This window comes from Luteolibacter arcticus (assembly GCF_025950235.1).
Lineage (GTDB): Bacteria > Verrucomicrobiota > Verrucomicrobiia > Verrucomicrobiales > Akkermansiaceae > Haloferula > Haloferula arctica.
Genome location: NZ_JAPDDT010000008.1, coordinates 88,668 through 114,864 on the forward strand (window position 1 = coordinate 88,668; position 26,197 = coordinate 114,864).

Genomic DNA, 26,197 nt, shown 5'->3' on the forward strand with positions numbered 1-26,197 from the left:
ATCTGTTGGCATGAACTCGCGATTTCATCGATTTTTTGAAGAAAGACTCCTGCGCGATTGAGGGTAAAAAGGAACCCTTTGATGCGGAGGGAAAAGGCTAGTTTCAGAAGATGTCTGCCTTCCTCGTTGCCAGCGCGGAGCCCGTGCTGGCGGGAGGCATGAAAACATGGAACTGAATCGTGAAGCGAGTTGTGCCATTTCTTGTGATTTCCGCGGCCTCTGCTTCCGAGGCCCCGCTGTCCTACGCCTTCGACGTGCGGCCGATCTTGTCGGACCGCTGCTTCGGCTGTCACGGACCCGATGGGGACAAGGGCCGCGAGGCCGGGCTGCGGCTCGACACCTTTGAAGGAGCGACGGCCAAGCTGGAGAGCGGTGAACGGGCGATCGTGCCCGGCGATCTCAAGGCCAGCGCGATGGTTGCGCGCATCCGCTCGCACGATCCGGAGGAGATCATGCCGCCGGCCAAGCTCAACCGCCCGCTGACCGACGCGGAGCGGGACGTGCTGGTCCGCTGGATCGAGCAAGGCGCGGTCTATGAGCGGCACTGGGCTTTCGTCGCGCCGAAGAAGCATGAGCCACCCGCGGTGAAGGATGCGGGATGGAGCAAGGACGACATCGATCGCTTCGTGCTCGGCAAGCTGGAGAAGGAGAAGCTTTCGCCGAATCCGGAAGCGGATCGCGCCACGCTGCTACGCCGCGTGTCGCTTAATCTAACAGGTCTGCCGCCGTCGCCGGAGCAACTGCAGGCCTACCTCGCGGACGCATCGCCGGACGCGTATGAAAAGCAGGTGGACGCATTGCTCGCGTCGCCGCGCTATGGCGAGCGGATGGCGCAGGACTGGCTGGATGTGGCGCGCTTCGCGGACACCTACGGCTACCAGTCGGATGCCAATTGCTTCGTGTGGCCTTGGCGGGATTGGGTGATCGGCGCGTTCAACTCGAACCTTTCCTACGACAAATTCGCGAGCTGGCAGGTCGCCGGAGACCTGCTGCCGGATGCGACCCAGGAGCAGAAGTTGGCCACGATGTTCAACCGCCTGCATCGCCAGACACAGGAAGGCGGGTCGATCGAGGCGGAGTTCCGCCAGGAGAATATATCGGACCGTGTGCACACCTTCGGCACCGCCTTCCTCGGGCTGACGATGGAGTGCTCGAAGTGCCACGACCACAAGTACGACCCGCTGCCGCAGAGCGACTACTATAGCATGGCGTCGATGTTCGGGCAGATCGACGAGAACGGGCTCTATCCTTTTTCTCTCTCCACCAGCGCGCCCGAGCCATCGATGCGGCTGCAGAAGCCTCATCATGGGGCGGAGATCGCGAAGCGGCGTACTGCGCTGGAAGCGGCGGAGAAGCATCTCCGTGAACTGCCCGCCAGCCGGGAAGCTGCCTTTGAAGCGTGGTTCGCTGCGAAGCCCACGATTTCGCTCACGCCGCGCGCCGGCCACTATCCGCTGGATGCGGCGGCGCCGCTCGCAAACCTCGTTCCAGACCGCAAGCCCGCCACGGTTTCCGGCGGACAACTGAAGAATGTGCCCGGCGATGCGGTGGAGTTCGATGGCGACACGGAATTGCATCTCCAGGGATTCGCCGGGGTGACCCGGCACGATCCGCTTTCGGTGTCACTGAAGATCTTCAGCCCGGATGCGAAGGACCGGGCGGTGATCCTGCAAAGTGGTCCGGCCATGTTTTCCCAGGTTGCGGACGCGTCGGGATTCGAGCTGCTGTTAGAGAAAGGCAAGCTGCGCTGGAGTTGCATCCACCTGTGGCCGGGCTGTGCCGCGTCGATCGAAACGAGCGAGCCATTTCCCGTCGGCAAGTGGGTGCAGGTGACGGTGACCTACGATGGGACTTCGCGGGCTGGCGGATTGAAGATGTACTTCGACGGCAAGCCGGCCGCCACTGCGGTCGTCACCGACCAGCTGGACAAGAACATCACCGCGGGTGAATTCCGCCTCGGGGCCCGGCCGCGCGACGACCGCGGGTTCGCCCAAGGGCAAATCGACGAGCTGTCGGTCTTCCGCGCCGAGCTGGTGGCGATGGAAGTCGACGCGCTCGCAAGTGGCTCTCCCGACAAGATCGCCGAGGCGGCGAGGACCGGCAATGCCGCGGCCAAGGACGGCCTCCGCGACTACTACCTCCGCCATGTCGATCCCGAGATGGCCGCCGCGCGGACGGCTGTGACCGCAGCGAGGAAGAACCTCCACGACAACTACCTCGATCACATCCCGCTGATCATGGTGATGGAGGAAAGCCCGGTGCCGAAGCAGCACTACATACTCACCCGCGGCGACTACGCTTCTCCCGATCTCACCAAGCCGGTGCAGCCATCGCCACCGTCCGCGGTGATGCCTTTCCCGGCGGATGCCCCCAAGAACCGCCTCGGCCTTGCGAACTGGATGACCGACCCTGCCAATCCGCTGGTCTCGCGTGTCGCGGTGAACCGCTTCTGGATGATGTGCTTCGGCAATGGCATCGTGCCGACGCAGGAAAACTTCGGCCTGCAAGGCGACGCGCCAAGCCATGCCGCGTTACTCGATACGCTCTCGCACGACTTCGTGGCCTCGGGCTGGGACGTGAAGAAGCTGCTCAAGCGCATCGTGATGAGCTCGACCTTCCGCCAGTCGTCGAGCAACACCGCTGAGAAGTTGGAGCGCGATCCGGCGAATCGCTTGCTGGCACGCGGCCCGGCTTATCGCCTGTCGGGTGAGGCGATCCGCGATCAGGCGCTCTTCGCCGCGGGGTTGCTCGTTGAGAAAGTGGGAGGTCCCAGTGTGAAACCATGGCAGCCGCCCGGCGTCTGGTCGGAAGCCGGGGCCTCGGGTGGCGACTATGTGCCCGACAAAGGGGAGGGGCTCTATCGCCGCACCCTGTATACTTTCCGGAAACGGACTGCACCACCGCCGATGCTGACCACGCTCGATGCGGGAAGCCGCGAGATCTGCCAGGCACGGCGATTGACGACGAACACGCCGCTTCAGCCGCTGATTTTCCTGAACGACCAGAGCTTCTTCGAATGTGCGCGGAAGCTGGCGGAGCGTTGCGTGGCGCAAGCTCCGGGCGATGCCGCCGCCCAGTGCGACCGTGCCTTTGCCATTCTGGCTTGCCGGGCACCGCGGCCGGCCGAGCGGGCGGCGATCGCCGAACTTCACGCGGCCCAGAGAGCGACCTACGAAAAGGACCGCGCCGCCGCCCTCAGCGTGGCCGGCAAGGACGATCCATCGCTCGCCGCACTCGTGGTCGTCTGTTCCACGCTGCTCACCTCGGACGCCGTCATCACCAACCGCTAGTCCCATGAAACCGATTCGTCCAAGCTACGACCAGTTGATGGGGCTGACCCGCCGCCACTTCCTCGGCAAATCCGGACTCGGTCTCGGTGCCATGGCCTTGTCGAACCTGTTAGGTTCCGGGAAAGCCGCGGCCTCCACCGGCGGGAGCCTCGGGGCACCCCACCATTTTGCCAAGGTGAAGCGGGTGATCTACCTGTTCCAGGCCGGCGGTCCGTCGCACCTGGAGACCTTCGATTACAAGCCGCTGCTGCGCCAGGGACATGGCAAGGCGCTGCCCAAGGAAGTCATCGGCAACCAGCGGCTCTCGACGATGAGTGGCAACCAGAGCCTGCTGCCGATGGCCGGCTCCTTCGCCGACTTCTCGAAGCATGGCCGCAGTGGCATGGAGATCTGCAACACGCTGCCCTTCACGCAAAAAATCGCCGACGAGATCTGCGTGATCCGCACGATGCACACCGAGGCGATCAACCACGACCCGGCGATCACCTTCTTCTGCTCCGGCAACCAGATCCCCGGGCGACCGTCGATGGGTTCCTGGGCCTCGTATGGCCTGGGCAGCCTCAACGCCAACCTGCCCGCCTTCATTGTCCTCGTTTCGAAGAATGGCAGCCGCGACCAGCCGCTCTACACCCGGCTGTGGGGTTCCGGCTTCCTGCCGAGCGAGCACCAGGGCGTGCAGTTCCGCTCCGGCAAGGAACCGGTGCTCTATCTGACGAATCCCGAAGGCGTCTCGCCGCACATCCGGCGCGGGATGTTAGACGCGCTGGGAAAACTCAATCGCGACCAGGCCGCGCACGAACTGGACCCGGAGATCGATGCCCGCATCGCGCAGGCGGAAATGGCGTTCCGGATGCAGACCAGTGTGCCGGATGCCACCGATCTCTCGGATGAAACCGAGGAGACCTTCAATCTCTATGGCCCGGATTCGAAGACGCCGGGGACCTACGCCGCGAATTGCCTGCTCGCGCGCCGCCTGATCGAGCGCGACGTCCGTTTTGTGCAACTCTTCCACCAGGGGTGGGACCAGCACGGCGACGTCGTCGGTGGCATTACCCGCCAGTGCAAGCAGACCGACCAGGCCTCCGCCGCACTGGTGATGGATCTCAAGCGCCGTGGCTTGCTCGAAGACACGCTGGTCGTGTGGGGCGGCGAATTCGGCCGCACCGCGTATTGCCAGGGCAAGATGAGCGGCAACAACTACGGTCGCGACCACCATCCGCGCTGCTTCAGCATCTGGCTCGCCGGTGCGGGCGTGAAGGCCGGCGTCACCCACGGCACCACCGACGACTACGGCTACAACATCGTCGATGGCGGCGTGCATGTCCACGACCTCCACGCGACGATGCTCCACCTGATGGGGGTGGAGCATGAGAAGCTCGTTTACAAATTCCAAGGCCGCTACTTCCGCCTGACCGATGTCGCCGGACACATCGTGAAGGATGTGCTGGCGTGACCTGAAGTTCCAGATTGCCGCCGCTTCAAATTCCCGATCACCTCTCCAACTGCCATAGAATGAAACCAACCGCACTGCTGTTCCTCGTCCCCGCGCTCGCCTTCGCCCATCCCGACCACGGAAAGGAACCCGGCAAGGATCTCGAAGAAGCCGTCCGCACCGGCAACGGAGCCTTCATGTATGAGGCCATTCCCCATTGGGGCGAGCTGCCGGATGGCAAGAAGATCGGCCCGACGCACGGCGGCGTGATCATCGATGAGAAGAGCGGTTTCATCTACGTCTCCACCGAAGCCGCGCATGGCATCCTGGTCTATCAGCCGGACGGCAAGCTGGTGAAAAGCATCGCGCCGGAGTGCCAGGGCTTCCATGCCATGGCGGTGCGCGAGGAGCGCGGCACGACGGTGATCTACGGAGCCCAGCTCGGCGGGCCGAAGGCGCTGCGCGTCTGCAAGCTCGATACCGACGGCAAGGAGCTGCTGGAGATTTCCAAGGCCACCGCGGGTGACGTGGAGGGCGGCTGGAACGGTCTCACTGCCGTGGCCGTCGCCCCGGATGGCTCCATCTTTTGCTCGATGGGCTATGGTGCGCAATTCATCCACAAGTTCGACGAGAAGGGAAAGCACCTCAAATCGTTCGGCGGCAAGGGCACCGGCGATGGGAAGACGACGTGCAGCCATGGCATGGCCATCGACACCCGCTACGGCGCGCCGCGGTTGCTGGTCTGCGACCGCGAAAGCCGCCGGCTCGTCCATTTCGACCTCGAAGGGAAATGGATCGGCGTCCACGCCACGAACCTGCGCCGCCCGTGCACGCTCTCCATCCTCGGCGATGTTTGCGCGGTGGCCGAGCTGGAGGCTCGCGTGACCATCCTCGACAAGAACGGCGCACCGGTCGCCTTTCTCGGGGACAATCCGAACAAGGCTCAATGGGCGGGCTTTGGCATCCCTCTTGACCAAATGAAGACCGGCATTTTCACCGCACCTCACGGCCTGTCCTTCGACAAGGCGGGGAACCTCTACGTCCAGGACTGGAACGCCAGCGGACGGGTGACGAAGCTCAAGAAACTCTGAGAACTGCAATCGATCGCGACCATGAAAGCCTTCCTCACATCCCATCGCGGCCTGACCCGCTCCGTGCTCCTGGTGCTTGCTGCCGGGACTTCCGGGGCGATGGCCGCAGACCCGGTGGTCTACAGCGAGATCATCGCCCCGATCTTCGAGCAGAAGTGCGCCGCGTGCCACGGCACTGAGAAGCAGAAGGGCAAGTTCCGGATGGATGACTATGAGCTGCTCGTGAAGGGCGGCAAGGAAGGCGAGGGCCTGGTCCACGGCAAGTCCGCCGAGAGCAACATCATCATCCGCATCGATCTACCGGCGGACGATGACGAGCACATGCCGCCGGAGGACAAGAAGCAACTGGAGCCGCACGAGGTGCGGCTCATCAAGTGGTGGATCGACAGCGGTGCCTCGAAGGATGCGAAGCTCGCGTCGCTCAATCCCGGAGACGACATCAATGCTGCGCTTTCGAAGATCGTGCCAGCGGACGCGCGGAAGAAGCAAGAGGCGGCCAGCGCCGGCGAAGCCAAGGAGGCGGCCACCAAGCGTGAATCCTTGAAGGGCGAAATGGCACGCCTGCGGAAGGAATTCCCGGCCGCGCTGAATTTCGAATCGCAATCGACCGGCGGCGTGGTCTTTACCGCCGCGAGCCTGCGCAAGGAATTCGGCGACGACGATCTCGCCAAGCTGGCTCCGGTGATGCCGGGGATGGTTTCGCTCGACCTGTCGGCCTGCAAGGTGACCGACAAGGGCGCAGCGATGCTCAAGGATGCTGCGGAATTGAAGATCCTGCGCCTGTCCGAGACGGGCGTCACGGATGCCGCTGTCGGTGTCATTGCCACCTTGCCCAAGCTCGAGTCGCTCAACCTCTACGGAACCCAGGTGACCAACGCCGGGATCCTCAAGCTCGCGGGACGGGCCAATCTCAAGCGGCTCTATCTGTGGCAGACCAAGGTCGATGCCGCCGGCATCCAGGCGCTCAAGGCGAAGCTGCCGGAATGCGAGATCGTAATGGGGATGTGACGCAACGACACGCAGCGCTGCTCCCCGGCAAGAGGGGCGGAAGGCACCCAAAATGCCTCCGCCCCCGTTTTTTTAAACCAATCCGCCCCCTTGACCTCGGCGGAGCAAGCATCCCAGCTAACCGGACTGGTTTTTAGTCCAGTTGCAAAATCAAATGGCCTTGCGCACGGCAGGAGCCCGGGGATGGATTTGGAACCGAAGGATTCCGGATGATGGTGGTAACCTCGGGCTCGCAAACCTCGCCGATACGTCCATTTCCAACCCCAAATGACCTCATCCATGAAACGCATCCTATCCGCAGCCATCGCACTGACCGGCCTGTCCTTGGCCTCTGCCGAACCGCTCCTCAAGCCGGACCTGAGCGACATCGTGGTCAAGGGACCCAAGGAGTGCTGGACCTTCACGGATGGCGTTCTCACCGGAAAGAGCATTCCGGAGAAGAAGGGGTCGAACCTCTGGACGAAGCGCGAGTTCAAGGATTTCACGCTCAAGGGTGAGTTCAAGTTCACCGGGCGCATCGACTCCGGAGTCTTCCTCCGCGCTGAAGGCGACCAGATCCAGATCGGGATCTCCGGTTCGCTGAAGCGCGACATGACTTGCTCGCCCTACATCGCGAAGACCGGGAAGTATCCCAAGGAGGCGGACGTGAAGGACCTCTTGAAAGAGGGCGCATGGAATACCTTCACCATCACGGCGAAGGGCAACCAGTACCTCGTCAGTCTCAATGGCAAGCAGGTGATGGACTACACGTCTGAAACCGCAGTGGAGAAAGGTCCGATTGGATTGCAGGTTCATCCCGGCGTGGAAATGACGATCGAATTCCGCAACCTGGAAGTGGAGCCGCTGGTAGAAGTGAAGTAAGACCAGCCATGAAAGCCGCAGCGGCTGCCCGGGCGTGGTCGAATCATCCTCTGCATTCTGGCTTCCCTTGATGAAAGCCATCTGTGCCTCGGTCCCTCTCTGCGCCGTTTCCTCGCTCCTCGCCGCACCCGCCGAAGACCTGGCCGGGTGGGTGACCACCGCCGGCGTGCCGATTCCTGGAGTGCGCGAGCAGGCCATCGGCTTCGAGATCGCCAGTCCCGGCGAATCGCTGCGCTTCATCACCGCGAAGACACTCACCGATGGCGACACGCGCAACGTCGTGGCCATGCGCAAGCTCTCGACCACCGAGGTGCTCTTCACCTTTGACGCCTCCGTGCCGGACTCCGTTTCGGTCGGCGACGCACTGAAGAATCCGGGCTGGCAGCCCTCGGAGCGATCGAGGTTCGCCCCCTGTCACGAGGTCTAGCAAGTGGCGGGAGGCATTTTGGGTTTTGCCTCCCGCCCTACCTTGCAGTCCGGCAATCGGCTGCGATCACAATCTTTCCTTCGCTGGGACCGTGGGCCTCCGGGTCCGCTTGGATGCCGGTGATGTGATGAAATACTACCGGGAAGCCGGTTCCGGTCAGGGGCTTCGTCGAGGTCGTTCCCTGCCGGGACCGGTGCTGGCCTTTTGCGATGCCGCCGACGCAGCGAGCAATCCGGGGCAATGCGTTCCTTCAGCGGCAACTGGAAGTGGTTGAAGGGTGGGATCTCCATCCGGAAAACCGGTACACTTTTCCGCTTCGCAGCCGCTCCCGCGTTCGCCTTGGAATTCCTCGCGCCAATGGGCTGCGGTCTGCTCAGTTGGGGGCGGAGGGGAGGGTCAAGAGGTGCGGCTATTCATTTTTTGCCCCAGTAGTGCGAAATTATGATCTTGCGGTTTTAGTGATCCGGCATTTTTATCACTTTGATCCTAGAAATATGACTATTGAGGCAAGGCCGGGGAAGCCCGTCTTGCTCTTTGGACTCAGCCTAGCTCCCAAATGAAACCCAATTCACCAAGGACAGAATCCGGCCCATTCCTTCCCGGGAATGGCGCGACATCCCCCGTCTCATGCTTTTCCCGCTGCGTTATCGCGGGGCTTTGTGTGTCCGGCTTGACCCTAGTGACCGCTACGGCGGCCGCACCGGTCGGCTACGATGATCTGATTGCCGCCAAGGCGGACACGCAGGTCACGCTCGACTACTTGCTCCTCAACGACAAGGACGCCGACGGCAATACCCTGAGCATCACCGCCACCACGAGCCCGGCGCACGGCACACTGACTTCGCTGGGTGGCAATAGTTACCGCTATACGCCGACGGCGGGCTATAAGGGCAGGGATTCATTCACCTATACCGTTTCCGACGGAACGAGCACGGACACCGCGCTGGTATCCATCTCGGTGAATGCCGCGTATGATGTGACGGCGGCGCGCGATACGATTTTGGCGGGGGTGACCGAATTGGCGGATCCCACCCAGCCGGCGCGCATGGCGGTGTGGGGACCGACCGCGGCGAGCATTTCGAATTATCCGGGAGCGGATGAAACGAACCCGATGATCGCGACCGCCACGATGGGCGCGGGCCGGGTCGTGGTGCTGCCCGACCACCAGTGGCTGAACATGAATTCCTACGGTGGCCAGTTCACCACCGGAGCCTTCTATCAGAACTCCATTTCCTGGATCGCCAACACGACGAGCAAGTCGATCGCGATCGTGACGCTGGACGCCAATGTGAACACGTGGCTCACCGCGCAGGGATACACGAATGTCACCACCACGACCACCGCCGGGCTAGCCGCCGCGCTGCCGGGCAAGGCGCTCCTCATCCCCGGTTGGCTGGGCAATGCGCCCAGTGCCGCGACCATGACGACGGTGAAGGATTACATCCAGGGCGGCGGCGGATACCTCTGCTGCGACTATGCCTCCGGATACGTGTGGTGGTGGAACAAGAAGCCGTGGGAGATTCCACTGGGAATGATCCTCCGCGAGGCGGGCATTTCCTTCTTCGGAGATGGCTGGAACGATGGCCCCTTCACGATCAACCGTGCGGCGAATGTCGTCACTGGGGACACCATCACCACGATCTTCCAGAATCCCGCGAGCTACACGGATGCCCAGAAGCTGCGCGCCGCCTCGGTGGCGCAACAGGTCATCGATAGCTTGCACGTGGATGACAGCGAGCGGGCCCGCATGCTGCAGTTGTTCAAGGACAAGTTCGCGGCCATCACGCCCACCCCGCTGGCTCCGGTCACGGATGCCTTCCAGCGCAAGATCCTGGAGGTCGAGGGCTCGATGATCAATGTGCTGCCCCCCGCGCAGATGACCGCCCACCGCGCAGCCTTGCCGGTGAGTGCTGGCGCGCCACGGGTGACCAACGCGACCTTCGGCCTGGTGCCGCCGGCGGCCGTGCATGATACAAAGACGATCTACACGCCCTTCTACGCGGCGCCCGGCGAACTGGTGACCATCCAGTTCCCCGCGGCCTTGACCGCGAAGAATCTGGACGTGCGGGTGAGCCACCTGCGGTCCGGCGCTGGCGAGGGCAGCTACCCGGTGATGCCGGTGCAGATGATCAACTACGATGTCGCCAGTACTTCGGTGCAGGTGGCGAACCCACACGGTGGTCTTATCCAGATCATCGTGCCGAGCAACACGACCTGGACCGGCACCCAGAACATCACCGTGACCGGCGCGGTGCAGGCACCCTATTTCAAGCTCGGTGAAACCACCGACGCGCAGTGGGTGGCGGGCATTCGTGACCGCGGTACGCCGTTCGGTGTGCTGGATTCGGCGGAGGCCACACTGGTGATCGATGCCGACAAATGGCTGCGCACCCTTCCCGATCCGGCAGCGGTGATCACGGAGTGGAATTACTTCTGCGGCAAGGTGCGCGAGTTCTACGCCTACAATGCGGGCCGCCAGTTGCCGATGCACCATGACTACTATCCGGCGGGTGGCGTCTCGACCTATCCGCAATCGTATGGCCTGACGGATGAGATCACGAACTCGCTGAACTTGAAGGCGAGCGCCTATGCGCTGACCCTGCACGAATACGGCCACATTTGTGATTCCGGCAATATCCAGTTCGATGAGTTCGGTGAGACGAGCCCGAACATGGGCGGCAAGTGGCTTCAGGAAACCGAGCGCAAGTATTCCTGGAAGCAGTGGCTCGTGGTGGGCCGCGTGAACAACTACCTGGGCAGCCAGAGCGACGACTTGTGGCACAATCATGGCCACCACGCGGTGCACTGGAAGGGCACGCCGTTCGACATCCTGTCCTCCGAATTCGGTCCGGCGATGATCCAGCAATCCGTCGCCGCGATGACGGCGATGGCTTCGATCCCGACCAGCCAGGGCAAGATCGATGAATGGGCTCGCCAGCTCAGCAACCGCAGCGGTCGCAACGTGTGCGCATTCCTCGAGAGCTGGCAGATCCTCCCGTCCGCCGCTGTGAAGACGGAGCTCTCCGGCCTGCCCGCATGGATGCCGGTGGAGCGTGCGCCGGAATCGCTGACCGTGCTGCAAGGTTCGCCGGTGGTCTTCGTCGACCCCAGCACGAATGACTTCAGCTACGATGGTGGGCTGACCCTCACCGGTGTGTCCCAGCCTGGAAGCGGGACCGTGGTTAACAACGGGAACGGCACCTACACCTACACGCCCGCAGCCGGCTTCACGGGTAGCACGAGCTTCACCTACACGGTGACGAATGCTACCGGCAATGCCTTCATCACGACGGTGCCGGTGAAGGTGGTCGCTGCGGCGAACGATCCGAAGCTAGTTGCCTTCGACGGCGTGGCCCATGGCAGTGGCTGGACCACGGTGACCTTGGACAAGAGCTACACCTCGATGGTGGTCATCGCGCAGCCGATGGTGGGCGCGGGTTCTCCGCCGCTCGCCACCCGCATCCGCAATGCCTCGGGCTCTTCCTTCGAGGTGCGGCTTGACCGCCTCGATGGCTCGGCCACACCGGCCGGCGTCGCGAGCGTGCGCTACCTGGTGGTGGAAGAGGGCGTCTATAATCAGGCGACGCACGGTATCAAGATGGAGGCGGTGAAGTTCACCGCGAGTACCACGGACCGGAAGAGCGCCTTCACGGGCACGACGCGGAGTCTCGCCTACACCGGCTACGATCACTACTACATCCCCGCGGTCTTCGGCCAGGTGATGACGGCCAATGACAACCGCTGGTCCGCCTTCTGGTACGATGTGAGCGCCAATAGCGTGAAGGTCGGCAAGCATGTGGGGGAAGACACCGTGACCACACGCGCCAACGAAACGGTCGGCTACATCGTGATGGAGTCCGGCAGCTATCAATTCGGCAACGACCAGATCCAGGTGGGGATGACGAGTTACGATGCCTATGCGGGATTCGATCTCATTTCCGAAGGCGGAGCTTCGCATAATTTCGTGCGCTTCCCGAGCGTGCACTCCGCACAAGTGAGTGCCAGTGTCGAGGTGCCATGGGGTGCGTCCGATCCGGGTCTGGATGGCTTTGTTACCATGCAGAAGCTGGCCGGTGGCAACTCCTTGTCAGCCTACCTTGCGGAAGACGCGATCGGCGATGCCGAGACGTCGACCGGTGGCAAGGGCGCCGCGTATCTGCTGGCGCATCGCAGCGGTGGTGCCCCGATCGCGAAGGCCGACCAAGTGGCGGCGCTTACCGCAAGGGCAACGCTGATCAGAGCACTAGGCAATGACGATATCTCCGGCACGCCGGTCGTCACGGTGACCCAACAGCCTGCCAATGGCGCGGTGACGGTGCATACGGACGGCAACCTTATCTACACCTCGAACGCGGGCTTCACCGGCAGCGATGCCTTCGTTTACTCGGTGACCAATGCGCAGGGCAGCTCCACCTCAGTGGTGAATCTCCAGGTGAGCGCGGTGAGCACCTCGCTGGCGGGGATCAAGGCGGATCGCTTCAACGGGATCACCGGTGGATCGATCTCCGATCTCACCGGCAACGCGAACTATCCCGCAAGTCCGAGCACCAGCACGACCTGGACCACGGTGAACTCGGGGCAGGACGTCGGCGACAATATCGGCCACCATGTCCATGGCTACGTCGTGCCGCCGACTACGGGCGACTATACGTTCTGGATCGCGAGTGACGATAACAGCGAGGTCTATCTTTCCTCCGATGGGACCTCGCTGAATCTGGCGAAGATCGCGAGCGTGAGCAACTATACCGCCTATCAAGGCTGGGATCAGCAGGGCTCGCAGAAGTCGGCCGTGATTTCGCTGCAAGGCGGGCGCGCCTATTTCCTCCGTGTGCTCCACAAGGAAGGTGGCGGCGGCGACCACGTGTCCGTCGCGTGGGAAGGCCCGGGCTTTGCCCGCAAGCTGCTGGCGAATCCGGACATCTTCACCCCCGGCAATACGGTGCCGGTGCTTGCCGCCGCACCGGCGAACACGAGCATGAATGAAGGGACGCCGAAGGTGGTGAGTCTCGCCGGCGTCTTCACCAGCTCGGATGCGGGCGATCCGCTGACGATCGAAGTCCACGGCAATACCCGCCCGGATCTGATGAGCACCAGCATCGTGGGAAATACGCTCACGGTCACGCAGGCAGGCTTCGAAACGGGCAGCGCGGTGATCACGCTGCGTGCCACCGACCGGACGAACACGCTGGTGACCACCAGCTTCACGGTGACGCTCAATGACACCGTGGCCGACTCGGATGGTGATGGCCTCACCGACTCTTGGGAAGTGCTGCACTTCAGCACTCTCGCCGCGCAGAGTGGCAGCGGTGATCCGGATGGCGATGGCTTGAACAACACGGGCGAACTGGCGGCGGGTGCGAATCCGAACCAGACCGACAGCGATGCAGATGGCTTTGGGGATGGCTTCGAGGTGGCGCGGGGATCGAATCCTGCCAGCGCTTCGAGCAAGCCGAATGTCGCGATTGCGGCGCTGTGGAAGTTCGACAACACCGGCACTCCCGGAGTCACGCGCGATGAAGTGGGCGTGGTGCCGGGGAGTTTGCTTGGCGGCGCGGTTCTCTCCGCCGATGGCCAGGGCCGCACCGGACTCGCAGGCGACCGTTCGCTGGATCTCGGCACGACGGACGCCGGACAGCGCGTGGAAGTCACCGCGATGAACTTCCTGCAGCAGGCGGCACAGGACGACAAGCTGACGATCAGCTTCTGGCAGAAGCTCGCGAGCACGGGAGTGCAACGGAGTTCCTTCTGGGCAGTCTCGCCGACGGCGGGGGACAACCAGCGCGGCATCCAGGCGCATGCCCCGTGGTCAACCGGTGTGGTCTACTTCGACTGTGGCAATTCGTCCGCAGCCAATCGTGCTTCCGGCACACCGGCGAGCGTGACGTGGACGAACTGGAACCACATCGCGCTGGTGAAGGATGGCGTCACGATGCGCATCTGGGTGAATGGCAACCTCGTGACCTCGGAAAGCGGCAAGCAGCCCCTGTTGACCGACTTCACCAAGCTCTTCATCGGATCGGCGAACGGCGCGACGAGCTCGCTGCGCGGCAAGCTGGATGACTTCGCGGTGTTCACGACGGCACTGACCCCGGGCCAGATCGCGAATCTGGTGGCCGGTGCTGCGCCGCAGACGATGGCGCCGAATACAGCACCTTCCTTCACCACGGATCCGATCGTGAAATCGGCCGCTACGGAAGATGCCGCGTATAGCGGTAGCCTCGCCGCAGATGTGAGCGATCCGGACGCGGGCGACACCAAGACCTACACCAAGCTCCCGGGAGGCCCGGCCTGGCTGAATGTGGCTAGCAACGGCGCGCTCAGCGGAACGCCAACCAACAGCGATGTCGGGCCTAACAGCTTTACGGTGCGGGTCACCGATGCCACCGGCGATTACGACGAAGCCACGGTAAGCATCACGGTCACCAACACCAACGATGCACCGGTCTTCGATCCGGTGGCGGTCGCGGCCGTACAGGCTTCCTCCGGCGAGGCGATTGCCGGGGACGCCTACAGCGCGACCTTCTCGGGCACCGCGTCGGATGTCGATGGCGACAGCGTGACCTTCACCAAGCAGTCGGGTCCCGGCTGGCTGGTGGTCGGCACGAATGGCACCCTGTCCGGCACACCGGCAGTGGGCGATGAAGCCACCACCACCGTCACGATCCGCGCGACCGACCCAAGCAACGCGTGGGCGCAGGCGAGCTTCGACCTCACGGTCTTCGTCCGCCGGAGCCTCGCGGTGAACTACCGGCACTCCACCACCGCCAACACCGCGGTGCTCGTCACGGAGAATACCAACGCGCTCAACACGGCTGTTAGCCTCAACGGGCCCGTCGTCTGGAACAACCAGGAGATCAATGGCACTGGAGGTCTGCTGAATGGACGCGGTGCCGGCACCTACTCGGGTGTCGCAGTGAGTTCGTTCTCCTCGGTTCCCTATCAGGCGGGCTCCGCCTCGCTGTCTGGAAGCGATGCCTCGCAGCGCGTCTTCCGCTACTACCTGGACGATGGCGATGCCGGCTCGGGCTACTTCAATGGCGACGGCGTGGGTGCCTCGATCCATCTAACAGGGCTCACGCAGTTCCTCGCGGCCAGCCGCGCCACGAACTACACGCTGACCTTGTTGTTCAATGCCGACAGCACTAGCGCCACGCCGTTCCTGACAGCGAACGTCCGCAACGGCGTGCCCGCCGCACCAAGCGCCACGGCGATCAGCAGCTTGCCTAGCCTCGGCATCATCAGTCCGCAGCTTCTGGGCGATGGCAAGCAACCGCTGCCCGCCGTGGATACCGTCACCAGCGGCAAGCGGGGCTGGGGCAGGCTCCTCGGCCTCACCGCGAACAACATCACCATCGCAATGCCGGTGAGGTCCGGAAGCACACGTGGCTCGGTCGCGGGATTCATCATCACTCCGGTCGGCGGCCCGGTCCCGCTCGTGCAGGACAGCTATGCACAGTGGCAGGGCATCCGCTTCGGGGCTTCGGCTGGCGATCCTGCGATCACCGACGATGAGGCCGATCCGAATGGCGACGGGGTGGCCAACCTGCTGGCCTACACCATGGGCATCGACCCGCTCTTGCAGCCTGCTGCCGGTGCGACGGCCGCCCAGCGTGGCCGGCTTGAACTGGTGGAAGAAGACGGGACCTTCCACTTCGACTACCAGCGCGATGTCCATGCTACCGCCGCCAATCTGGTGATCGAGCAAAGCGAAGACCTTGCGGATCCCGCCGCGTGGATCGCCGCCGAGGTCGAGGAAGAGATCCTGTCTGAAGTCGAGGGCATCCGCACCATCCGCGTGAGATTCACGCCGGAAGCCGGAAAGCCCCACCTGTTCCTCCGCTTGCGAGCCAGCAGGTGACTCATTGGGGCCTGTCACTGGCCCTATCGCATTTGATCGCGGAGGCGGATTACCCGCCTCCGCGATTTTGGCAAATAGCAGAGAAGCTTGGAGCCGTTCGTCCCGCCCATCCGGCTTCCAGATTAAGACCGCACAAACGAAAAAAGCACCCCTTGAGAGGGTGCTTCTTTTTCTTCGGAACTCCCGGAGGGAGAAGATGGTGGGTAGGGATGGATTCGAACCAACATAAGCTTACGCTAGCAGATTTACAGTCTTGCGAATTGGAGGTCCAAGGAAGTGTTTCAGGACGTTTCAGAAAGATTCAGGTAGTTGCATGAGGGATTGTAGGTCATACCGAAGTTCCCTAGCTTTTAGACTTCCATGAAGGGTTGATTTGGTGAAGTCTTCCGGATGGCCCGCAAGCTACCTGCCCTTGGAAAGGAACTCGTCGACCGGATTGAAGAGGCTTGGCAACAGCCCCAGGCCGACTGGGCGCGCAAGCGCCTGCTCGTCGTGCGCCTCATCGCGCTTCACCAATCAAGCGTCGCTGAGATCATGACGATTGCCGGTGTGTGCCGGCAGACGGTTTTCACCTACCGCGACAAGGTCGTGGCCGAAGGCGTCGAAGGCCTGCTCAAGCGCGACTGGGCCGGTGCCCGCACGCCGGCCGTCCACGGCGCGGTGGAAGACGAGTTCAAGGCCAAGCTTGAAGCCGGGGATTTCCGCCAGGCCCGCGACGCCCAGAAGTGGATCGCCAAACGGACCCGCAAGCAGCTCACCGAAAGCGGCGTGCGCAAGCTCATCCACCGTCTCGGAGGCAAGCTCAAGGTCCCGCGCAAGAGCCATCGCAAGAAGGACCAGGCCGCCTCGGACGCCTTCAAGGCGGAGCTGCCCGGGAGGCTCGCGGCAGTGGTGGGGGAGCGTCCGGACAAGACGGTGCGGCTGTGGGTGCTCGACGAGCACCGCTACGGCCTGTTGCCGGTGATTCGCCGCGTGTGGTCGCGGCGCGGGGTGCGGGTGCACGCGCCGTATGCCACGACCTACAAGTGGGGCTACCTGCACGAGGCGCTGGAGATCGACGGCGCCAACGATGCGCAACTGCTCTTCACCCCGGCCATCAACCAGGACATCCATGCGCTGTTTCTCAAGCAGATCGCATGCAGCGACCCAGATTCGCTCCACGTCATCATCCAGGACCAGGCCGGCTTTCATCTCCGCGCGGAGGATCCGCGGTTGCCAGCCAATGTCCGGTTGCTGCCGTTGCCGCCCTACTGCCCCGAGCTCAATCCGGTGGAAGGCTTCGGCCGGTTGCTGAAAGCCCCCACGGCCAACCGGCTCTACTCCAACCTCAGGCAACTGGAAGACCATCTCATCGCCGTGGCGCGATACTGGACCAAGCCCGGGCAGGTCCGCTCACTCATCCACGGCTGGATGCGGGAACAAACAAACGCTGGCGCTCCACTATAAAGTCTAATTCCTAGAGGGATTTGGTATTATCTGCGGGAGGACCGTGCAAGGGAACTTCGTCGCGCTCACTTCCCGTAGATGCGGAATTTCCTGAAGGAGCAGCCGCCATCATTGCCGGGTTCTCCGTGGTCGTCGGCTTCGAAGACATGCATCTTCCCGAGACGGACTTTGTTCGGTTCACCTGGGAATTTGTCGCGCGGGAAGGTTGCAACAGTCTGCCAAGGGCCTGCGTCGTTGCGGGCTTCGGCAATCACTTGTCCGGGGTCGATGCGGAGACGCAAGGCGACGGAATCCGCGGGTTGCCACTTCGGGCCTTTCACTTCTCCCGCTACGGTGGACTCGACATTGAAACGGGCATCAGGAATCCGGACATTGATGCGGAGTTGCTGGCCACCGGGCCAGACGAGGAACAGCCCCGGGCCCCAGGTCTGGCCTTGGTCGCCCTCGATGGACAGGCGACATTCGACCGCTGTGGTTCCCGCAGGCAGAACACGCTCGGCCACGGTGCACACATTGTCTGCGGCTGAGATCACCAAGGCTCCGTCCGCTGAAACAATGGAGGTTCCCGGATGCTTTGAAGTGATTACGTTCCAGTCCTTGGAAAGCGGCTTGGAAAAGCCCTCTTCCATCAGGATCCTCCGGCCGGGAAGCTTGTCATTGTAAAGGATGGGCGCGGCTTTGGCGATTGCGGGGGCTGGGCCGATCTCATCGATGGCCAAGTCATCGATGGCGATGAAGTCGGTGCCGCCATCGCGGAACAGGCTAAGGAAGCTGCCGGGGTCATTGCCGGTGGGGAACGTTCCCTCGATCTTGCCGATACCGTTGGCAGGAAGGTTGGGAAACTGAAGATTCAAGACGGTCTTGCCCTTGCTTTCTGCGGTCAAGTGGCCCGCACCCATCGTCAGGCATTTCAGGCGATAGAGGGTATTCGGCTTGAAGCGGATGGTGGAGGGCAGCGTGCGGCCGACCCGACCGCCGTCCCGGCTCTTGAGAGAGAATTTCCCGCTGATGGTGTCCGAGGTGTGAGGCTTGTTGGTTTCGGAGAGGTGCGTGCGCTCGCCGGGGCAGCAGGTGAAGGGGCCGTAGCCACCGAAAGTCACCTGTTCGAAGTCCTCCCAGAAAAAGTGTTTTGCCGCCTCGGGCGAACGGGCGGAAAGAGCCACCCGGACATCGTCGAATTCCACCGTGGTTCCGGGTTGCCCCATTGCCGCCTTCAACTGCAAGCGCGCCGATGAGTGACCGGCTGGAACATCGAACACCACTTGCACCCGCTGGTAATAGGTGCCGCTGCGTGCGTCATTCGGCGCGGAGTGCACCACGTTCGTTCGGTCCACGAAGTTGGTTGCCTTCTTGCCGCCGCATTCGACCTCGATCGAGGCGGTCCGCTTGCCTTTCACCTGGACCCAGGCGCTGGCGGCGTAAGATCTCCCGGGCTGGAGATCGATGAGGGTTTGGGAAACTTCAGACGCAGCTTCGCCAGTGAGGGTGAGATAGCGGTTGCCCACGCCATCCTTCGCGACATTGGCAGCGGCGGTGGGCGAGGGATTCCATTCGTCCAGTTTACCGCTGTCGAAGCCAGGGTTCCTGACAAACGAGCCTTCGCCGAATGCCGGCAGTGCTTGCGCAGGAGCCTGTGCCGGATAGATCACGTAGGGCGTGTTCTTGATGGCCGTAAGCGTCACCCGACCATCCGTCACAGGCAGCCGGGTTTCCTCGGTGCGGCCGAGATCCGTCAGTTGATAGAGAAAGACCTCCTGGCGGTCTTTCCATGTAGGTGGCAGCTCCCAAGTTTGCGCGGTGCCAACTTCATCCCAGACATAAATCTTCCCTTCGCCCTCCGGGTCCCATGGAACGAACAAGCGGCTGTTGGCTCCAGCTCCCGTCCACGTCATCACCACGCGGTTGTTCCGGGTGACGGTGATCGCTTCGCCCTCTGCTGTCACTTTCACTCCGTCGCTGAAGCGGGCTTCCTTGCCGGGAGTCCACGCTTGCAGTTCGAAGTGCTGGAGATACTTCGCCGGCAGGTGACGGGAGAAGGTTCCGGTGATGAAATTATTGAAGCTGTGTTGCCCCTGCCAGCCCATGAAGGTGTCGGAGTCGGCGCGACCGCCGCGCAGGATCGGATCGTTGGCGGAAATGTCGCGGTCCGAGAACCAGAGGAAGCGCATGACCTGGCTATCGAAGTTCCCGCGCCAGTGCGCCCAGATGCTCCAAGGGTCGAGGGCGCTGTCGCCTTCAGTGGCGAAGGGGAGCTTCAGTGCTGCGAACTTCCTGGCGATCTGGGCAGCAGGCCAGCCATTCTCCCAATAGGTGTCGAGGTAGACGTAACCCAGGTTGGGCAGATCCTTTTTCATCTGCTCCAGCGAGGCAAACAACTGGCCGCTGCGTGTGTCCTTCACCTTGTCGATCATGTGGCCGTGATCCAGCCAGACCCACCCTTCCTTGAGTTCTCCCTTTTCATTCCGCTGCAGGATTTCCGGTCGGTAGCGCAGGGCTTCCGGATAAGCTTCGCTGGCATTGATGTGAATGCCCACGCGCGCGTTGTAATGGGCGGCATTGTCCAGCAGCGTGTTGAAATCCTTCAGCCCGCCGGCACGTTCGTTGTAGTGCCCGCTGTAGTCTGTGTTCGCGCTGTCGTGACCTTCGGATGAGAAACCCTTGATGGTCACCTGCTGTCCGATGTTGTCGGTGGCGAGCGAGCACTTCTTGATCTCATCGAGGATCTTCAGGAACGGCTGCTGGGCACCGCTGGCGAAGTTCATCGCGATGTTTTCGCCGACTGTGGATTTCACCCGTTCGTGGCCGAAGGGCATCGGCATCGTGCGGCGATATACCAAGGCCGCGTCCTGCCAGTCGGCCTTCCCGTCGCTGTTGATGTCAGAGGTGACGATCACCGATACCACCGGCAGGGCAGGGGGCTCGTCGTCAAAGCTGCGAAGCTGCCACACCGGAGTCCGGGCGGCACAGGATTTGATCCCGTCCTTTTCACTGATGAGGCGCGTCGTGCGGGCGACATCCTCGTCATTGGTGCTTGTGATGGCGCTCGCCAGCTTCCCCCCGGAGAGGAACAGGTAGTTGCCGGAATCGGTACCCGGCACGGCATCCTTCAGCGGGCCGACGTACTCGCGGAAGGTGGTTTTGTAGTTGTCGTGGGTGTTGGTGCAGTGGGTGAAAGCGAGGGCGGCGTCAGCCTGCCGGGTGTCCACCGTCAGCATCGCGTTACCGGGAAACGCCAGGGTGTGGATTTTGACCGTTCCGGTTTCCTTCGGGTTCGACACCGTCCATGTGACCGTGTTCGCGCCCACTTCCACATGCAGCATGAGCGAAACGCGCGACTCCGTGAAATTCAGGTGGTAGTCCGCCGAACCCGCCGCCTGCTTCCTGAAGGAGACCTTGCAGTCGGCGGGCTTGCCATTGAGTTCGATCGCTGACACCGGCGTGGCCTGCCCGTCGACGGTCTCACCGCTTGGCTTGTGGAGATACTTGACGGTCCGCGGAAACTCCGGATCCACAAGCACCGACAAGGTCTCGCTTTCCAAGCGGACGGGATCCTTCGGAGGAATGGCAGCATGGGACCGGGCGATAGCCACGACCACGATCAGAATGGCCGGCGATGGTAGGGAAGCAAAGCTCATGGGAATATGGGGAGGGAGTTTCAAGTCCGGGGGTCTCTTACGAGTCTTCGGAAGTATGATGGTGGTGATCAGTTGGATTTCGCGACCACCTCTCCGTTGAGATAGAGGACCCGGCTCTGCGTTTTGAAATCGATGGTGGCCGCCACGAAATACCACTGGTTGGGCTGTAGGTTGGCAGCAAAGCTGAGCGCATTGCCATTGACCGACCACCTCAGTGAGTTGCCGGGGTAGGTGTCGAACAGGTAGCCCGTGGCGATGCCGACCGGGGACTTGTCGATCAGCCGCATGCTGGCCCCCGGGAAGGCGGTCGGCCGGACCCAAGCGGTGAGAGTGAGTCCAGTCTTGCCGAGCTGGGCATCCGCGTGGGGGATCTCGACCCAGGATTTGCCTGTTAGACTGAACGACTGCCCCGGCATGTCCACAGCCGTGGCGACCTTGGCATCGCCGGTCAGTTTCGCTTGAGTGGCGTTAATGCCGGCGGGTGTCCCATCCAGAGCCAGCAGTGTTCCGGGGATTTGGGTCCACGTTTCACTGGTCTTGTCGGCGAGGGCGGCGACTTCCTTGTCTGTCAAGGCATGGTCGATCATGAGGATTCTTGCCATGTCCCCCTGGAAATTGCTTTGGCCGTCGAGGTCGGATCCGATTCGAAGAGGCAGGGTATTGGGAACGATGGTGGAACTATCCATCACCAGCGGTCGGGCGGAGTTGGCAGGTTCGGCCGGGAGCTGATCCGGCTTCTCGAGAGTGGCTTCCAGCGTCTCTCCTTTTTTCAGCAACACCTCGAAATTAGGGCCGATCTTTTGGACGCCCTTGACCGTCCACTTGGGAGTGCGGCCGTCGAAGCTGTCGCGAATGCGAACGATGCCGCTGCTGCCCGCCACGATCTTGAACCAGACGGTGGCGTTGTTCTCGCGTCTTGCCGAAATCCGATGTCCGCCCTCGGCTCTCAGGTCATCGAAGGTGACATCATGCCAGCGCCACGGCACTGCGGGAAAAAGCCGGATGACCTCGCTGTCGCGTTTGCCCGGCGTCGGGCTCCAGCTTTGCAGAAGCATTTCCTGCGCGGCTTGGAGGGCGGCGAAATTTCCCTCCAGCGTGAAGGGTCGATAGGTCATGCCAGAGTAACCCCGGCCGGATTGGTCGCCATTGACGTGGAAACCATTGCGCGAAACGAATGCCTGCGTGAATACGTCGAGATGACGGACCGCCTCTTCTCCGTCGCCGATGCGCGCGCGCAGGCAGCTCATCCATGCCCACGAGTAGCCGCACCATTCGCTGGTGCCGAGTTTATCCCACGACGCGAGGGTCGTCTTGATGCGTGTCTCGTCCGTGGTGCCTCCCTCGGGCGAGATCAGGTTGAAAGGATAGATGCCGATGAGATTGGACAAATGACGATGGCTTTCGCGTAGCGGCGTGACCGCATCGAGCAGCAGTTCACCATCCGGTGCGGCGTGAAAATCGCCGAGCTTTGCGGCCAGTTGCGCCCATTTTTGGGCATCGCCGGTCTTGTTCTGCGCATCGGCCATTTCCTGTAGCGAGAGGAACAGCATCTTCATGCACATCAGGTCATAGTTGCTATTGGGCTTCAGCCAGGAGCGGGGACTGTTGTTGAAGATCTCGGGGGACGACGAACGAGCCAGAACGAGCATGCCCTTTTCATCGGGCTTGAGCAATTCCGCGAGACACTGGCCGACTTCGCTGCACCACGGATAGGCACGGTTCTTCAAGAACGTGGCATCGGCGGTGTAGCGCCAGTGGAGGTAGAAAAGATGAGCGTTCCATGCGCTCATGGTCGGGGACATGGCATACTGTCCCCAGCCGCCGAGCGGCTGGCCGGCCAGCGACATCACGCCGGGTGAGGACAGCCCGCCGGTGCCGTAGAAATCGCGGGCGAACTGCCGGAACGTCGGCGTCAATTTCCACAGGAAGTCCAGGTAGGACTCGCCCGCCTCGAAGTTGCCAGCCTCCTGATACGCGATGTAAGTCATCTGGGTATTGAGGTCGTTGTGGTAGTCGCCCTTCCACGGTGGCAGCCCGCCGTTGTCCGCGGTCCACACGCCCTGCAGGGGGATGGGCGGAGCCGCCTTCCGCGAGCCCGCTCCATAGAGGTAGCGAGCGAACCGGTAGTAGCGCTGGATGTGGGCCTCCGGAACTTGAATGGAAGATTGGCCCCAAAAGTCCTGCCACCAAGCGGCATGCGGAGCCAGCGTGTCCGCATAGCCCTGTGCAAGTGCCTTGGTGCAGCGGGCCTTGGCCAGGGCCAACAGATCACCTCCGGAGGGAGTGTCATTGGTGGACGTCACCGCGATCGCCAGCAACGTCTCGTCGTTAACGCGTTGGGTGGCCACGCAGGCGCAATACTTGAAGCCGGCATCGGCCTCCTGCACGTACCATTGCATTCCATTCGACTGTCCGCGCGCGGCCGGTGGATACCCGAGTGCCGCGACTGCGCCGCCACTGCTGGGCCCCGCATTGCCGCGTTCCTTGCCGGCTCCCGCTGGAATCAGGTCCACTGCCTGAATCGGCTTCCCGGGAATCCGCATCATGGCCACCGACTGTGCCGCGCTGAAGAATGCCCGGGCTTCCGGGCCATCCTTGAAATGTGCGAGACCTTCGGCGGATGCCAGATTGAGTTCGAAGGATTTGATGGTTTGCGACGGATCAAGCGTGAGCTCCAACCGCCCGGCCGGCAACTTGGTGGGGGTGATGCCATTGTAGTAGGCGTTCCAAGGATCCCCTCCATCCTTGAGGCTGTTCCAAGGGTGCTTCTTCCACCACTCCTTTTCGCCCGTGGTGCGCTCGTCCCACAAGTCACCGCGGTCAAGTGAGAGACGCAGCGTGCTGCCTTCCCCCCATAGCAGCCCGCCCATCATCCCGTTCCCCAGTGGGATCGCCTCGTCCCAGGATTTGATCGGGGCGTTTAGCCGCAGGTTCTCCGAAGCATGCGGCGGCGGACTGTCAGGAGCAGCCGAGAACGCCGCTTGGCAGACCATGGCACCCAGCAGGGGAATGATCAGGAACAGTGTGGGGCGGGCGGATGGATTCATCGATCGTTGATTGAGAGTCGCCGGGATGGGCATCAAGGAGTGCCGCTCAATTCACCAGCAGATGAATGACATGCAATGCGGTGCGATCTTTCGCGTCGGCGGTGGTGCGCACCACGATGCGATGTTTGGCGGGTATCAAGCCGTCCACCAACATGACCGGCCACGGCAGATGAAGTCCCGCGCTCCAAGCCGACCAAGTTTCAAATTTCCGGAACGCCCCACCGTCCACGCTGAATTCCAAAACGCAGGTGTCATATCCCGCCGCCAAGAACAGGCCGAATGCCGACCCATCAAAATCACAAGTGAACTCGGAACCGGGTTCGGAGGCCACCAACGCGGGCACGTCCACAAAGCCGTCACGGGTATTGCCTTTGGCCGGCCGCCACTTGGGGTCGAGGGTGAATCCTTTGCCGAGTTTGGCGTCCTCCAGTTTGGCGTAGCGACCCTTGGCGTAGCTGGCGCTATCCAGCGGTTTCCCGGGCGTGGTGTGTGGCTTGGGCACGCCAGTGGTAGCATAGCCCGCGTCCAGCATGCGCATCATGCTGTTGGAGTACAGTCGCTGTCCGAAGGGTGGTGGATGTACCTCACCTTTGAAATCACGGGCCCACGTCAACTCGCCGACCTTGATCCGGGCGGCGCATTCCTTGGCCAGATCCAACGACGGACAGCCGTAATACGCCGCCACTTTTTCATGCTGTCGGATGGCTTCCGGCACCTTGCCCGCCGAATAGTCGCTGAGCGCTTCAGCCGAGGCGAAATGCATTTGCACGATGTCAGTCTGTGGATTGGCGGAGCGCGCATGGCGAACGACGCCCTCCATCGAGCGCAGCATCAACTCAGTCTTACCCTTGATGTTTCCTCCGTCATTGACCGCTGCCTCCACGAACAACAGATCCACGGGACCGTTTTTGAAAACGTCGGCTTCCAAGCGGAAGGCATGGCCATTGGAGCCCACCGACGGAATCCCCGCCGAGATGAACTCGAACTTGGTTTCAGTGAACTTCCTTTGCAGATAGTTCATCAGTTCGTCGCGCCAGCCGGGATTGAAGGTGATTGACCCACCCAGGAAGGCCACGCGTCCCGTTTTCCGGGTGTCAAACTGGGCCTTGCTGTTCGCCAGACCGTGACGCAATTGGAAATACCCGATGCGGGCCGGTTGCACGTCGGCGTGAGTCATCACGAAGCGGGCGGATGCGAAGGCCTCAGGAAACGGGAAATGATGGCCTTCGCAATCTTTGGATTCCTTTACCGCCACGACCTCCAGATCCCAGCCCATTTTTTGCAGGCGGCGCTTGGCCTCCAGGGTGTTTTGCTCGGGCGGCACCACACGGTCGGTCAGGCAGATCGTGTGACGCAGCGGGATCTTCGCCCGGGCGATAGCAGCCAGTTGATCGATCGGGTTGCCTCTGAAGGCCATGGCCGCCGCGTCATTCTTGAATCCATATCCCTGCATCACCTGCGGCCAACCTGTTACCTTGCTCGCCGGATGTTTGAGCGGCCAGCTTTTGAAATCCATCACCGGCACATCGCCCAGAATGCAGGCCACGCGTTCCGGGTGGCGCACCGCGTAGCGATAGGCATGCAGGCCGCCACGGCTGCTAGGCTCGAGGGCTGGCTTGGCCGCCAGTCCCCATTGGGAACGCACCTGGTCATAGAACTTGTCCATCAGGTCGAGGGAGGGTTCCGCGCCGAGCAGGTCCACCACATCCATGTAACCCAAGTGATAGCCACAGCGGACCAATTCCAGGTCCACCTCAAAGTGATAGCCGGGCCATGAGGTTCGCCAGAGCCACGGCTTGCCCGGCGCGGCCACGGCGGGCTCCACCACGTATGCCGCGTGTCCGCCAATCTGGAAGTTTTGTTGGGCGTAGCCATTCCATTGACCTTGCTGGACTGGCACTGGTGGCAGTGGCGCAGCGGATACAGCCGGAGCCGCCCAGGGCACCACGAAGCCGAGGGCGGCCAAAAGGATGGCGAATTGAGGAGCGGAGTTCATGGGCGCGTGGCTATTTAGAGGGGGAGTAACCTATTCTGCGGGGAAGTCGTGGGCGCGCAGCGGGGTGGTGGGTGATTGCGATGAATACGTGCACCCTTTCAGAATA

11 protein-coding genes are annotated in these 26,197 nt (G+C 62.4%); 8 read left to right on the forward strand and 3 right to left on the reverse strand.

Features of this window, described 5'->3' with window-relative positions:
* The first annotated feature begins 179 nt into the window (after window positions 1-179).
* The 8 genes from OKA05_RS17895 to OKA05_RS17930 all read left to right on the forward strand — a co-directional run bounded on the left by OKA05_RS17895 (window position 180) and on the right by OKA05_RS17930 (window position 17,413).
* Window positions 180-3,290, forward strand: a complete 3,111-nt coding sequence (locus OKA05_RS17895; protein WP_264488550.1) for a DUF1553 domain-containing protein — start codon at window positions 180-182, stop codon at window positions 3,288-3,290.
* 4 nt (window positions 3,291-3,294) lie between these two features.
* Window positions 3,295-4,743 carry a DUF1501 domain-containing protein gene (locus OKA05_RS17900; RefSeq protein WP_264487266.1) on the forward strand — a complete coding sequence of 483 codons (1,449 nt, stop codon included), beginning with the start codon at window positions 3,295-3,297 and terminating at the stop codon, window positions 4,741-4,743.
* Window positions 4,744-4,802: 59 nt separating this feature from the next.
* A complete protein-coding gene (locus OKA05_RS17905; RefSeq protein WP_264488551.1) occupies window positions 4,803-5,813 on the forward strand; it encodes an NHL repeat-containing protein in 1,011 nt (336 codons plus the stop codon).
* A gap of 21 nt (window positions 5,814-5,834) precedes the next feature.
* Window positions 5,835-6,821: a c-type cytochrome domain-containing protein gene (locus OKA05_RS17910; RefSeq protein WP_264488552.1), complete on the forward strand. Its 987-nt coding sequence runs from the start codon at window positions 5,835-5,837 to the stop codon at window positions 6,819-6,821.
* A 279-nt stretch (window positions 6,822-7,100) separates the two neighbouring features.
* Entirely contained in the window at window positions 7,101-7,682 is a 582-nt protein-coding gene (locus OKA05_RS17915) for a 3-keto-disaccharide hydrolase (RefSeq protein ID WP_264488553.1), read from the forward strand.
* 70 nt (window positions 7,683-7,752) lie between these two features.
* A complete protein-coding gene (locus OKA05_RS17920) occupies window positions 7,753-8,109 on the forward strand; it encodes an alpha-1,3-galactosidase-related protein (protein ID WP_264488554.1) in 357 nt (118 codons plus the stop codon).
* A gap of 679 nt (window positions 8,110-8,788) precedes the next feature.
* Entirely contained in the window at window positions 8,789-15,967 is a 7,179-nt protein-coding gene (locus tag OKA05_RS17925) for an Ig-like domain-containing protein (protein WP_264488694.1), read from the forward strand.
* Between the two features lie 390 nt (window positions 15,968-16,357).
* On the forward strand, window positions 16,358-17,413 hold the full coding sequence (locus OKA05_RS17930) for an IS630 family transposase (protein WP_264488555.1): 1,056 nt from the start codon (window positions 16,358-16,360) through the stop codon (window positions 17,411-17,413).
* Between the two features lie 65 nt (window positions 17,414-17,478).
* Here OKA05_RS17930 and OKA05_RS17935 read toward each other — a convergent pair whose 3' ends face one another.
* The 3 genes from OKA05_RS17935 to OKA05_RS17945 all read right to left on the reverse strand — a co-directional run bounded on the left by OKA05_RS17935 (window position 17,479) and on the right by OKA05_RS17945 (window position 26,091).
* A complete protein-coding gene (locus OKA05_RS17935; protein ID WP_264488556.1) occupies window positions 17,479-21,048 on the reverse strand; it encodes an endo-alpha-N-acetylgalactosaminidase family protein in 3,570 nt (1,189 codons plus the stop codon).
* 68 nt (window positions 21,049-21,116) lie between these two features.
* Entirely contained in the window at window positions 21,117-24,095 is a 2,979-nt protein-coding gene (locus tag OKA05_RS17940; protein ID WP_264488557.1) for a glycosyl hydrolase family 95 catalytic domain-containing protein, read from the reverse strand.
* A gap of 46 nt (window positions 24,096-24,141) precedes the next feature.
* The gene (locus OKA05_RS17945; protein ID WP_264488558.1) at window positions 24,142-26,091 is read right to left on the reverse strand and encodes an SGNH/GDSL hydrolase family protein; all 1,950 of its coding nucleotides are present in this window, start codon (window positions 26,089-26,091) and stop codon (window positions 24,142-24,144) included.
* Window positions 26,092-26,197 lie beyond the last annotated feature (106 nt).